Below are 12428 nucleotides of genomic sequence, written 5' to 3'. Positions count from 1 at the left end.
TCTCCGTGGTGGTTGAAATACCCGTGCCTCGTTGGGCTCGGGCGCGTGCTCGGATGGCAGGCGCAATCACCGATCGCGCACTGCGGCAGGAACGGACGCGAGCCGGCGCAGGTAGGTGTTGTCCGCCTGCGCGGCCTTGCTGGCGCATTCCTGTGCTTGCCTGCCCAGGGTGTGCAGCAGGCTGATCTGCATGTTCAGCATGACGCGCTGCAGTTCGATCTCGTGCAGGTCGTGCAGCAGGTTGACCGGCGTGCTGGGGCTCGCCATCAGCTCCTGCCACAACGCCACGCCCATGGCCGATCGATCGTGCTTGCGCCAGCGAAGAAAGGTCGTGCCTGCGCCAGTGGTCTGCTGGGCCAGCTCGACGGGAAGCAGGTGGAAGGGATGCCCGCACGCCTGTGGCAGCACCTGTCGCTGCGCCAGGGCAATCAACTCGTCGCGCATGGCGAAGCACTGGCTGGCCCAGGCCTCGAAGTCCCCTTTACCTTTAAAAGGCTTTAAAAGGCCTTTTAGAGAGGCCGCGTGTTCCAGCCGCATGAAGGCTGGCTGTTCCAGACCACGGAAGTAGCGAGGTTCGCGGTTCGGGTCGCTCATGCCTGTTCGTCCTCGCCGGTGCTGGCCTCGGCCGGATCGGCGGCAGTGCCTTCGTCGCTGGGAGGTGCGGCTGCGGCAGCGCTATCACTGCGCTGTTGCAGGCCGCGGCGCACGACGGGCGGCGCAAACTTCGAGCGGCGAGCGCCTTCGAGCACGTCCTGCGGCAAGTCGCCGAACTTCTCCAGCGCCGCCCGCGCTGCGGCGTTCTTGGCCGCGAAGTCGTCGCGGGTGCATCCCGAGTAGCGGTACTGCTGGGCCAGGCTGAACAGGCTGCGCAGCGTGTGAGCGCCTTCGTTGAGCCACCGCTCCAATGTCGAGCGATCGATCAGCGCGGTGTGATGGGCGAGGATCAGCTTGCGGGCGATGTCGTCATAGTCGGCCAGGAGATAGACCGCGGCAAAGCCGAGCTGCGCGTTCACGAACAAGGGGAGCTTCACCGGTTGCACGTTGAGGTTCTCGCCCAGGCTCAACGCCGCTGGCACGCCGGCCAATGCCTGGTCCACCTGCTCGCGCAGCGATTGCAACGTGGTCTTGGCCTGGTCGAGCTTTTCCTCGATGCGCAACATCCACCAGTCGCTGTACGGGTCATCCTGTTCCGAGCCGCGCTTCATCTTGTTCATCACGGCGATGTAGCCGTTCAGGCCGACGATGCCGGGTCGCCCCTCGGCGGCGGCGCGGCCATGCCAGATGCGCGATGCGTGGTGGGTGTGAAGCGTCAGCGACATCGCGCTGCGCAAAGAGCCGAGATTGAGTTGCAGAGGTTCGTTGGTTGCCATGGTGTCCGCTCGCTTGGGAAAAGGAGCGGTCAGGATCGGCATGCAGCGGAAGGCAGTCAGTCAACAAACCGAAATGAACTGGTCCCCGGTTGTCGTGGTGGTGGCGGCCCGCAATGCGAGCTATCCCCAGGGGATAGCTCCATCAAACGCCACAGAGCGCTGCTCGCGCAGATGGTGGGTGCGCTCAGGAACCGGACGCCACTGCAGCACCGTGGACAGAAGCACCCAGCCTGTGTCTTTCGGTGTTACGCCTTGCATCACATCTATCCCCAGGGGATAGCTCTACTGACGGCCACGGGCGTCTGCTTCACGCCCTTGTCGCTCGTCGCGCTCAGCTACTGCGCAGAAGGTCGCGCAGCCGGTCGATGTGCTGCCGGGCTACCTCGGGCGGAACTACATTGCGCGGTGGCTCAGGCGGTGCATCTCGTGCAGGGGCAGGTGGCGGTGCTGACCCAGCTTGCCTGGCCCATGCGTTGAACTCGCCACGGATGGCACGTTGGATGATGCCGAACAGGTAGCCTGCCGGGTTGCGGATGGTGCTGCCACGACAGCGATCCGCCCATTCGTCCAGCACGGCCTGGCGTAGCGGGGCATCGACCTGCTGCAATGCCACCATGGCGCCGGCCTGCTGTTCATCTTTCAAGCCGAGAAAGCGATCAGGCAGACGAACTCCCGGCATCGCGCGCGCCTGCCCACGCTCACGCGCGGTAGTACGTACTTCATTAATACGACTACTACGTACAGTACGGTCCTGTTTCGGATTCCGAAGAGCGCCGTCTGCTGCGTGTTTTGGCCCTGCTTCGGAATCCGAAGAGGGCCGATCAGAATTCCGAAGAAGGCTCGGCGCCCCTTCTTCGGAATCGTGAACCGTGTCCTCCTGTGGATAACTCTCCTGCGACCCAATGCCTTGGCTTGCGAGGCGTTCGGCAAGGACCTGCAGCCGCGAGGGCAGCATGCGGCCAGACAGCAGCGGGTCTTCGGCGATCTCATTGAGCGTGTGCAAGCCCACGACCTGAACGGCCCTGGCCGAATGGCCCAGGGCTTGGCTGACGAGCTGCAGGTAGTCCGGGTCGAGCTGCATCGCCTCGAACGGGGTCAGGGGCTCATCGTGCAGGACGTAGAGGTTGCCGAGGATGCGCCCGGTCTTGGGGTCGCGCCTGCGGCGCACGAGACTCAACCAGCGCGTCAGGCGCAACAGCGTCAGCGCCCGTGCCACGGTCTCGTGGGAGGCCTGTCCGGCGCAGGGCATTGACGCGAGCCACGGGCGAAGTTGCTCATACGTCGGAAACGCCGTGACGCCATCCTCGTTGAGCATCATCCGGAAGACTTGCCAGGCATTGCGTTCCAGCGGCGTCAGGCGTCGGTCGAGGAACAGCCGTCGCGGCACGCTCTCGTGCCGATTTCCACTGAACAGGAAACCGTCGCCGGTTGCAGACACAGGAGACGTCGCGGATGCGAAGGCGGGAGCCGGTGCTAGTGGGCGAGGTTTCGGTGCAAGGTCTTTCAGCGCGCTGTCGAACAGATCAGCGAGGGCGACCGGACCTTGGCGTGGTGCTCGTGGTGCAGCGTCGTCCACGGCCATGATTCAACCCAGTCCCTGATCGATCCAGTTCTTGATCGCAGCCCAGACCACCGACAGCGGCAGCTCCATGCCTTCGGCGAGGTCCATTGCCGCATCAAGAACCGAGGTCTCATCCTCCAGCTCGACGTTCCTGCTGCTGGTCACGACCTTCCAGCGCCGCCACAGCTCGGTGTCCTGCTCCTCGTCCAGAACCGGATGGCGCCCCTTGCGTTTGGGCAGGCCGAGAACTTCGCGCCGAAGTGCGACTTCCTGATGTGTCAGCCCGTAGAAGCGGCTCACCATTTCGGTACTGGCACCCAGGCGCAGCATGCGATCGACGGTGGCGATCTCCTTCTCCACGTCCTGCGCCTGTTTGAGCAATCGCCGGAGCACTTCCCGGTTCACCGAGACAGAGCACCAGGAGACGTTGGCATTGGCCAGCACGCTGATCAGCGCCGGATGCTTGAGCGCATCCAGCTCTTCCTCGCCGAACCCCATCGCCTTGCAGCGACGCAGTTGCCCGTTTCGTAGGTCGTAGAGTGCCTGCGCGATGACGGCCTGGTTGAGTGGGTTCGGTGCGGACATGCAGGCCTCCCTCGCTCAGATCCCAGAACCGACAGCGCCGGCTTCCAGATCCAGCAGGCGCCGGGCCAGCCGCAGCAGACGAAACAGCTTGACCAGCGCGGTGTCGCTCAATCGCCGGGCCCCGCCGTCACGACGTTGACCCTGGCCGTGCAACAGCGCTGGCAGGTCTGTGATGAGTTGCCCGCTGTCCAAGCCGACGCCGGCTGGCTGCTGACCGGCCAGGGAAACCAGTAGTGCGAGCACGGCGCGTGCGAGCGGCGACGAAGCCTGGGCTGGGGCACGACACGTGAACCCGATGCCATCAGAACGATCCTCGACACACGCGTCCAGGTCGGCCTCGCCCGCGATCTCGCGCGCGAACTGCGCGATGTGGATGCGCAGGCGGTCGGGTGTGTCGAGGCCAGGGTCGATATACCAGATGTCCGAGATGGGATAGAGGCCACCGGCCTGCACGGGAATCGACTGCAAGACGTTGGCCGAGAAGTCGGGCGGCAGCGCATCGCCCAACTGGTCGGCGACCATGCGCTGGATGGACTGGAGCCGCTCCGTCGTGGGTGCCGGAGAGATGATGTGCTCGTCAAGCAGACCGCCATTCGCTGCCGCAGGGCTGGCTGCGGATGCCTCGCTCGGGGCCCCATCGTCCCGGGGCCTTGTCGGCGCGTCGGCAGAGTGGCCCGCAGAAGGTGCAGTTGTAGTGGGGGGCGGTGCCGGTTCGATCGGCGGCCGTGCGATGGCCCCAGGCTCGGGCAATGCCGGCGGCGCCGATGGCGGGGTTGGGTCGCTGACCAGGGCGCGGTGGCGGCTCTCGGATTCGGTCAGGTCCAAGGCGAGCACGTCGTAGTCGATGCCCAGCAGCTCGGACATCTGACCGATCAACTCGTCCTGCACACGCGGCGGCGAGAACTCGTCGGGCTGGACATCAAATTGCGACAGCGCCTCCAGAAAGAAGCTGTCGAAGTCCAGCGGCAGGGAGCGGCCTTTGGCATAGTGCTCCCACGTGCGTTCGCTGGCTTTGCGCATGACCGACAGCCGCTCGACCTGGTGGCGGCCGAGGCCCCCGTATAGGACGGTCGGGATCGCGGGCAGCAGGTAGCGCACCGCGTCAGCCATGCGGCTGATGTGCGACTGCTGGACTGGGAAGCCGTCGGCGGCCAGGCGGCGGGCCAGCTCGGACTGGCTCAGGGTGGTGCCGCTTTCAGCCTCATAGAACTCGCGGGCTTTCTCGACGCCCAGGGCGCGCTCGATGAACGTGAGGCCGCCGCGTAGTTCGTTCTCGGCGAGGTGCCCGGTCAGGGCGACGATCTCTCCGCGCGCAGGCCACGGCCGGAACAGGCACGATATGCGGAAGAAGCGTTCGTCCTTGGTCTCCGCCCAGAGTTCACGCAGGATCGCCAGCCTGGTGTTGCCGCCGTTGCGGATGATGTAGTGCGCCTCGCCAGGACGGCGTGTGATCGCTGGCGCCGCGTCCAGGCCGCGCTCTCGGATGGAGGCCTTGATTTCATCGTAGGCCGAGTTGCGCTTTTTGCGGGGGTCGTGGTCGTAGGGCCGCAACTGGTCCAGCGTCACGACCATCGGCGTGTCGGCGATCGGGTCGCTCAAGGCCGTGGCCGATGGCCCACTGCGCTCGAACCCGGCGGCAAGCAGCTTGCCGGCCATGTCCTGGGAGGTCATCTCAGCCATGACCACATCCCTCGGCGTTGACGGCCCGGGCCATGCGGGCCTCGCGCTCGGCGCGGCGGATCTGTGCACGGGCGTTGAGATCCGCCCGGTAGTCGCTCGCTGTTGAGCTGGTGTAGATGGCGGCGCAGCCGGCCTTGGTGAACTTGAGGTGTCCGCCCCGTGTGCGCTTGACGTGCCAGCCTTCGCTCACCGCAAACTCAATCAGGGCGCGCAGCCGTTTGTGGCCGCGGGCCAGTTCATGTGCGTTCGCCATGTGACCTCCCGGTTTCAATGGAACGAGGAGGACGGCCGGACACGAGGGCAAATCTGTCTTGCCACTGTGGGAACAGTTCGCCGGCGAGCGCGCGCATGGTGTCGAGCGCGGCGGGCGCAACTCTGCCCGGCGGCTGGCGATGCTCGACGCGATGCACCGGCAGGCCGCGGGTTGCGGCGCGCGGATAGGCCTCGATGGCCGGCACGTCGGTGCCCAGCACGCATATGCCGGCATGGTCCTGGAACAGGTCGCGCAGCGCCTGCTGGATCATCCGTGCATTCGCGGACACGGGGTGGACGCGATTGATGAGCAGGTGCAGGGATGGCGGTTCGATGCCGAGGTGCCGGTATGGCGCGATGTCCTCCAGCAACTGCATGGTGCCGCGTCGCAGTTCGCGGGCAGCGAGAATTTCCGGGGTCACGGGCGACAGCGCCAGGTCAGAGGCGAGCACCGCCATCTCCAACAGCACCGAGCGTGCACCCTGGGTGTCGATCAGCACCAGGTCATAAAGCGGCGCCAGCGCCGGCAGCAGGTGCCGCAGTCTCAGGCGTCCGTCTGGCGCGTGCAGTAGCAACGTGTTCAGTTCACCCCGGTGATCGTTCGAGAGCACCAGGTCCAGGCCCGCGATGATGGTGCGGGACACCAACTGATCGAGGGCGCGTTCGTTGAACGCCAGCAACTCATAGATACCGCCGGCAGCGCGGTGTGCCAGCTCGTAATAGGACGACAAGGTCGGCTGCACGTCGAGATCGAGCAGCAGCACACGCAGCCCCGCGTCCGCGGCGAGGCCGCCGAGGTTGGCGGCCGTAGTCGTCTTGCCTACGCCGCCTTTCGTTGAAATTATGGATACGACCTGCATGGCGCTCTCCGTTTGGCGATGGGAAAATCGAGGGGGAGCGGGTCAGGTCCGGTTGTTGAGGCGTTCGGCGATCCACTGGTCGATCTCGACCGAATCCCAGCCCACGGCGCGCACGCCCAGGCGCAACGCCTGCGGAAACTGGCGCTTCTTCATCAGGTTGTAGATGTGGGCGCGTTTGAAGCCGGACTTCGCTTCAACTTCATCGAGCCGCAGGATGCGGCGCTCGTGCGGTGGCAGTACAGGTATTTGCGACATGGCGGTCACTCCTGAACGCTCAGTAGCGTTTGTTGGCGTGACCTCTATTCAATAGACATGGCTGCGGAAAAACATTGCAAATGCAATCTCCGCGACTGCACATACAAGATGGAAGAATTCACGCGGCTGCGCTACGGACATTCTTCCTGGCATTGGCGAACTTGCCGTTCAAGGTTCGCTCCGTGATGCCCATGGTGCCGCCATAGTGGGCGAGCAATGCGGTGACGATGGCCTCCTGCGTCTTGAAGCTGGAGTACGGCACGCCGGATGGGGATTGGCTCAGCATCAGCGTCAGCATGCCGCCGATGATGTTCAGGTATGTAGTTTCCGCCCGATCACTGATCACGCACTGCTTGGGAGCCAGCAGTACGGCGGACTGCTTTAGCAAGACTTCGTGTTGCTGTTGCAGTTCGCGCATCTCGCGTCGGCTATGGTCCAGCGCGGCCTGCAGAGCCAGCCGTTCCAGCAGGATTGCCTGTCCTGTCTCGATGGTGATGAAGGGATGCACCATGCGCTCGCCGCGACTGAACAGAAATCCCGGCCGATGCTCGGGATAGTGGGTGCGCATCCACCGCTTCAGATCGACATGGCGGACGGTCAGATCGAGTGAACTCACCAGATCTGGGTCATTAAGTGTGATCCCGTTCTTGCCGAAGGGTAGTTCGGCGTTGAGGATACCGTCGTAGATGCGTTCCGAGTACAGCCGACACTCGTTCCATCGCGGGCAGTCCAACATCTGCGGCAGACAACGCGGTGATGCGATCGATGCGACGATCACCGCTTCGTACCGCAACAACCCAGCCCACCGTATGGCAGCTTCGATGGGACGATAGAACACCTTTGATAGTGGTGGCTCCTTGTGCATGTTTTCGTCTCCTTTCGGAAGCGCTACATCACCGGCTCCTTCTTGCCCCACCAAGGGGCTGTTTTTTCGTTATGCCTGTGGCTGATGCCTGGGGCGATGCCCTGGAACATGGACGGAAGAGATCATGGCACCCGTCACAGGTGGTTCTCTCTTGCTCGATATGCAAGAATTGACCAGTTGCCGGTCCGTCGAGTAATAAGGAAGAAGCACGCTCGACAATTGCGCTCACGGTGCCAGCGTCATGGGGTGCGTCAAGCACATCAAGACCGATTCGATATGGTCTGATATCCCCACGGTTTCACAAGGCGCAGGGGATTGCATCCGCTGCTCCACGTCCAGAGGGACCTGGAGAAATCCGCGCATGTCATGCTTGTTTCGGCATCCTGATATATCGACATAGCATCTTGCGGCGAAGCATTTTGCTTGGTTCAATCCAACGCACTTTGCGTTCACGCGCCTGCGGTGTGGGCCAAACATGGTCACATCGCATCAGGATGCAGTGCAGTTCTATCGCCCGCTAGGCATCCTGCCTTCCCTTGAACTAGTCCGTGGTGCGAGAAGGCATCCGCCGCTCTTGATAGAAGCATCTTGCTGCCGCGATGACTTTGATGGGCGTGATGCGCGGAACATAGTCCAAGAACTCGACGGCGGTATGCCGCGAAGCCATGAATGACTTGCCCGCTGATTCTTATCCATTAATTCAATAATTGTTGTACTATCGAATCATGAACGAAGATCAAGCCGTTTCCGCCCTGAGCGCCTTGGCGCACACCCAGCGCCTGCGTGTGTTCCGCGCCCTGGTCGTCGCCGGCCCGGAAGGACTCACGCCCAGCGTGCTGGCCGACCAGCTCGACGTGGCCCGCAACACCTTGTCCTTCCATCTGAAGGAACTGGCCCACGCCGGCCTCGTCAGCATCGAGCAGCAAGGCCGCAACCTGATCTATCGCGCCGAATACGACCACATGAACGGCCTGATCGGCTACCTGACCGAGCATTGCTGCCAAGGCGGAGTGTGCGAGGTTTCCGAATCCACCCGCTGCGACTGCTGACGCCATGACCGACACGATCTACAACGCATTGTTCATTTGCACGGGTAATTCCGCCCGCTCCATCCTTGCCGAAGGCATGCTCAACGAGCTGGGCAAGGGCCGCTTCCACGCTTATTCGGCGGGCAGTCACCCCAAGGGCGAGGTTCATCCGCTGGCACTTGCCACGCTGGAGCGGCTGCACCTGCCGACGACCGGCTACCGCAGCAAGAGCTGGGACGAGTTCGTGGCACCGGGTGCGCCGGTGTTCGACTTCATCTTTACAGTTTGCGACAACGCTGCTGGGGAGGCTTGCCCGCTGTGGCCGGGCAAGCCGGTGTCGGCGCATTGGGGCGTCCCTGATCCGGCAGCCGTCGAGGGCACTGAGGAGCAACAGCGCAAAGCGTTCCTCGACGCCGCGATCACGCTGCGCCGACGCATTGAACTGTTCCTGTCGCTGCCGCTCCAGCGCCTGGACGCCATGTCGTTGCAGCGCGAGCTGCGCGACATCGGCCGCCAGTAAGGGCGGCGCGATGACTACAGAAACCGAAGCGGCCGGTCACGCGCCGGCCGCATCTGCCATGAGCAGCTTCGAGCGCTATCTGACCCTGTGGGTGCTGCTGTGCATCGTTGCCGGCATCGCGCTGGGCCAGTTCGCGCCGGGCGCGTTCCAGGCCATTGGCCAGCTGGAAGTCGCCCAGGTCAACCTGCCGGTGGGCTTGCTGATCTGGGTGATGATCGTGCCGATGCTGCTGAAGGTGGACTTCGGCGCACTCGGCCAGGTCAGGCGACACTGGCGCGGCATCGGCGTCACGCTGTTTGTGAACTGGGCGGTCAAGCCGTTTTCGATGGCGCTGCTGGCGTGGATCTTCATCCGCCATGTCTTCGCACAGTGGCTGCCGGCCGGGCAGCTGGACAGCTACATCGCCGGGCTGATCCTGCTGGCCGCCGCGCCCTGCACGGCGATGGTGTTCGTGTGGAGCCGGCTGACCGGCGGCGATCCGGTGTTCACGCTGTCGCAGGTGGCGCTGAACGACACCATCATGGTGTTCGCCTTCGCGCCCGTCGTCGGCCTCCTGCTGGGCCTGTCGTCGATCATCGTGCCATGGGCCACGCTACTGGTGTCGGTCGCGCTCTACATCGTCATTCCTGTCATCCTCGCGCAGCTCTGGCGCCGGGCGCTGCTGCGCCGGGGTCAGGTTGCGTTCGACCGGGCGCTGGAACGTATTGGCCCGCTGTCGATCGCCGCGCTGCTACTGACGCTGGTGCTACTGTTCGCCTTTCAGGGAGAGGCCATTATCCGGCAACCGCTGGTGATCGCCATGCTGGCGGTGCCGATCCTGATCCAGGTGTTCTTCAATTCCGGGCTGGCGTACTGGCTCAACCGCAAGGTAGGCGAGAAGCACAGCATCGCCGGCCCCTCGGCACTGATCGGCGCGAGCAACTTCTTCGAGCTGGCCGTGGCCGCCGCCATCAGTCTGTTCGGCTTCCACTCGGGCGCGGCGCTGGCCACCGTGGTTGGCGTGCTGATCGAGGTGCCGGTGATGCTGCTGGTGGTGCGCGTGGTCAACCGCTCGCGCGGCTGGTACGAGCGCCAAGCGTAATCATGGACAACACCATCCCGCGCTCTCGCGGCTGGCTGATTCCCTCGCTCGGACTGACGCAGATCGTCGCGTGGGGGTCGATGTTCTACGCCTACGGCGTCCTGATGCAGCCCATGCAGGACGAACTCGGCCTGTCCAAGCCCGCCATCGTCGGGGCTTATTCGGTGGCCTTGCTGATCTCGGGACTGCTTTCGACCGCGGCCGGCAGCATCATCGACCGCATCGGTGGACGTCTGCTGATGGGAAGCGGCGCCTTGCTGGCCGCCGTCATGCTCGCGTGCCTCTCGCGGGTACACAACGCGACGGAGCTTTACCTCGTGTGGGCCGGTATCGGCGTGGCCATGAGCGCGACCTTGTACCAGCCGGCCTTCGCGGTCATCACGCAGGTCCATGGCAGCAACTATCGCCGGGCGATCACGCACCTGACGTTGTTCGGCGGTTTCGCCAGCACGGTATTCTGGCCGCTGACGCAAACGCTGTTGCAACACGTCGGCTGGCGCGAGGTCTGGTTGATCTATGCGGCCGCGAACCTGCTGATCTGCCTGCCCATCCATGCCAGCCTGCCAAAGGGACGCGGCCCGGCACACGGCACACCCCCAGCGCGGACGGAAACCCGATCCCGCAATCTCACCGCGGTCATGCGCGAACCGGTGTTCTATCTCGTCACGGCGGCTGTGACGCTGAATGCACTGGTGTTCGCGGCGATGTCGCTGCACATGATCCCAGTCTTGCAGGCACATGGCATCTCTGCCGCAAATGCGGCCTGGGTCGGTGCGCTGATCGGGCCAATGCAGGTACTCGGCCGTGTGGTGCAAGCCACGGTCGGCAAGCGGGCCAGCACGCGCCAGGTCGGCATGGCGGCCATCAGTCTGCTGCCGCTGTCATTGCTCCTGCTCTTTGCTTCCGAGCAGTGGCTGCCGGTGTATGTCGTGTTTGCCGCGCTCTACGGCATCGGCAATGGCGTCATGACGATCGTACGAGGCGCCTTGCCCGCCGAGCTGTACGGTCGGGCCGCTTATGGCGCCATCAGCGGCGCGATGGCGACACCCGTGCAGATCGCAGTGGCCGCCGGCCCCTTCGTGGCCTCGCTGCTGTATTCCGCCGGCAACGGCTATCCCGGCACGCTGCTGGCCCTGACCGGCATCAGCGCGGCGGGCGCGATCCTGTTCGGCTATGTGATCAGGCATCTGCGCCAGCAATCCATGCTTCTCTCGAACGAAGGCACCTCGACATGAGCCACATCACGATCTACCACAATCCCGATTGCGGCACGTCACGCAACGTCCTCAGCCTGATTCGCAACAGCGGCGAGGAACCGGCTGTCATCGAATATCTGAAGACACCGCCCGACCGCGACATGCTGAAGGCGCTGATCGCCGCGATGGGCATCCCGGTACGCGCGGTGCTGCGCGAGAAAGGCACGCCGTATGCGGAACTCGGCCTGGGAGATCAGAAGTGGAGCGACGAGCAATTGATCGACTTCATGCTCCAACATCCGATCCTCATCAACCGACCTATCGTGGTCACGCCGCTGGGCACGCGCCTGTGCCGCCCGTCGGAAACAGTGCTCGACATCCTGCCGCAACCGCAGCGCGGCGCGTTCAACAAGGAAGACGGCGAGCCGGTAGTGGATGTGGAGGGCCGTCGTGTCTGAATCCCGTCTCGACCTGCCGAACATCGACGCCGCATTGCTCCAGCCGCCGGACATGGAACGGCTACTGGCACCCGAACGTTCCACCCATGCGCCACGCTTCCTGCTGCTCTACGGCTCGCTGCGCGAACGCTCGTTTAGCCGACTGGCCGCCGAAGAGGCAGCCCGCGTGCTGCGGGCGTTGGGCGGCGAGACGCGGCTGTTCAACCCGTCGGGCCTGCCGCTGGTGGATGACGCGACCGAGGATCATCCCAAGGTCAGGGAACTGCGCGAACTCGCGCAGTGGGCCGAGGGTATGGTGTGGAGTTCGCCGGAGCGCCATGGCGCGATGTCCGGCCTGATGAAAACGCAGATCGACTGGATTCCGCTGTCAGTCGGCGCGGTGCGTCCGACTCAGGGCAAGACGCTGGCAGTGATGCAGGTGTCGGGCGGCTCGCAATCTTTCAATGCTGTCAATCAGATGCGCGTGCTGGGCCGCTGGATGCGGATGCTGACCGTCCCCAACCAGTCCTCGGTCGCCAAGGCGTATCAAGAATTCGATGAAGCGGGACGCATGAAACCGTCGGCCTACTACGACCGCATTGTGGACGTGATGGAGGAACTGATGAAGTTCACGCTGCTCACGCGCGATGCGTCGCCGTATCTGGTGGACAGGTATAGCGAGCGCAAGGAAAGCGCCGAGGCGTTGACCAAGCGCATGCAGCAGGCGGTAATCTGATA

At 64.1% G+C, this 12428-nt stretch carries 15 protein-coding genes; 6 read left to right on the top strand and 9 right to left on the bottom strand.

Annotated elements, in window-relative coordinates; translation table 11 throughout:
• Window positions 1-66 precede the first annotated feature (66 nt).
• The 9 genes from ACOKS3_RS20940 to ACOKS3_RS20900 all read right to left on the bottom strand — a co-directional run bounded on the left by ACOKS3_RS20940 (window position 67) and on the right by ACOKS3_RS20900 (window position 7428).
• The gene (locus ACOKS3_RS20940; protein ID WP_049323458.1) at window positions 67-594 is read right to left on the bottom strand and encodes a DUF3158 family protein; all 528 of its coding nucleotides are present in this window, start codon (window positions 592-594) and stop codon (window positions 67-69) included.
• Entirely contained in the window at window positions 591-1370 is a 780-nt protein-coding gene (locus ACOKS3_RS20935) for a PFL_4669 family integrating conjugative element protein (protein WP_011871436.1), read from the bottom strand. Before ACOKS3_RS20935 ends, ACOKS3_RS20940 begins: the two co-directional genes overlap by 4 nt.
• A 331-nt stretch (window positions 1371-1701) precedes the next feature.
• Window positions 1702-2952, bottom strand: a complete 1251-nt coding sequence (locus ACOKS3_RS20930) for an STY4528 family pathogenicity island replication protein (RefSeq protein WP_011871435.1) — start codon at window positions 2950-2952, stop codon at window positions 1702-1704.
• Window positions 2953-2955: 3 nt separating this feature from the next.
• Window positions 2956-3516, bottom strand: a complete 561-nt coding sequence (locus tag ACOKS3_RS20925) for a DUF2857 domain-containing protein (protein WP_009876573.1) — start codon at window positions 3514-3516, stop codon at window positions 2956-2958.
• A 15-nt stretch (window positions 3517-3531) separates the two neighbouring features.
• On the bottom strand, window positions 3532-5196 hold the full coding sequence (locus ACOKS3_RS20920; RefSeq protein WP_009876572.1) for a ParB family protein: 1665 nt from the start codon (window positions 5194-5196) through the stop codon (window positions 3532-3534).
• Window positions 5189-5449, bottom strand: a complete 261-nt coding sequence (locus ACOKS3_RS20915; protein WP_009876571.1) for a hypothetical protein — start codon at window positions 5447-5449, stop codon at window positions 5189-5191. Before ACOKS3_RS20915 ends, ACOKS3_RS20920 begins: the two co-directional genes overlap by 8 nt.
• Window positions 5433-6308 (bottom strand): ParA family protein, encoded by an 876-nt coding sequence (locus ACOKS3_RS20910; RefSeq protein ID WP_011871433.1) that lies wholly within the window; start codon window positions 6306-6308, stop codon window positions 5433-5435. Before ACOKS3_RS20910 ends, ACOKS3_RS20915 begins: the two co-directional genes overlap by 17 nt.
• Window positions 6309-6350: 42 nt before the next feature.
• Window positions 6351-6563 (bottom strand): AlpA family transcriptional regulator, encoded by a 213-nt coding sequence (locus ACOKS3_RS20905; RefSeq protein WP_009876569.1) that lies wholly within the window; start codon window positions 6561-6563, stop codon window positions 6351-6353.
• A gap of 118 nt (window positions 6564-6681) precedes the next feature.
• A complete protein-coding gene (locus ACOKS3_RS20900; protein ID WP_011871432.1) occupies window positions 6682-7428 on the bottom strand; it encodes a hypothetical protein in 747 nt (248 codons plus the stop codon).
• Window positions 7429-8153: 725 nt separating this feature from the next.
• On the opposite strand from ACOKS3_RS20900, the gene ACOKS3_RS20895 reads away from it, so the two are divergent.
• The 6 genes from ACOKS3_RS20895 to arsH are packed head-to-tail and all read left to right on the top strand — an operon-like array spanning window position 8154 to window position 12426.
• Complete coding sequence (locus ACOKS3_RS20895; RefSeq protein ID WP_009876567.1) at window positions 8154-8477, top strand: ArsR/SmtB family transcription factor; 324 nt, start codon at window positions 8154-8156, stop codon at window positions 8475-8477.
• A gap of 4 nt (window positions 8478-8481) precedes the next feature.
• Window positions 8482-8976, top strand: a complete 495-nt coding sequence (locus ACOKS3_RS20890) for an arsenate reductase ArsC (RefSeq protein WP_009876566.1) — start codon at window positions 8482-8484, stop codon at window positions 8974-8976.
• Between the two features lie 58 nt (window positions 8977-9034).
• Window positions 9035-10057, top strand: a complete 1023-nt coding sequence (arsB, locus tag ACOKS3_RS20885; protein WP_009876565.1) for an ACR3 family arsenite efflux transporter — start codon at window positions 9035-9037, stop codon at window positions 10055-10057.
• 2 nt (window positions 10058-10059) lie between these two features.
• Window positions 10060-11292 carry an MFS transporter gene (locus tag ACOKS3_RS20880; RefSeq protein WP_009876564.1) on the top strand — a complete coding sequence of 411 codons (1233 nt, stop codon included), beginning with the start codon at window positions 10060-10062 and terminating at the stop codon, window positions 11290-11292.
• Complete coding sequence (gene arsC / locus ACOKS3_RS20875; RefSeq protein WP_009876563.1) at window positions 11289-11711, top strand: arsenate reductase (glutaredoxin); 423 nt, start codon at window positions 11289-11291, stop codon at window positions 11709-11711. The genes ACOKS3_RS20880 and arsC overlap by 4 nt, the downstream gene beginning before the upstream one ends.
• Window positions 11689-12426 carry an arsenical resistance protein ArsH gene (gene arsH / locus ACOKS3_RS20870; RefSeq protein WP_009876562.1) on the top strand — a complete coding sequence of 246 codons (738 nt, stop codon included), beginning with the start codon at window positions 11689-11691 and terminating at the stop codon, window positions 12424-12426. Before arsC ends, arsH begins: the two co-directional genes overlap by 23 nt.
• Window positions 12427-12428 lie beyond the last annotated feature (2 nt).

The organism is Pseudomonas sp. HS6-2 (assembly GCF_049325675.2).
Classification (GTDB): Bacteria; Pseudomonadota; Gammaproteobacteria; order Pseudomonadales; family Pseudomonadaceae; genus Aquipseudomonas; species Aquipseudomonas putida_N.
This window is presented reverse-complemented; position numbering and strand designations above follow the sequence as displayed.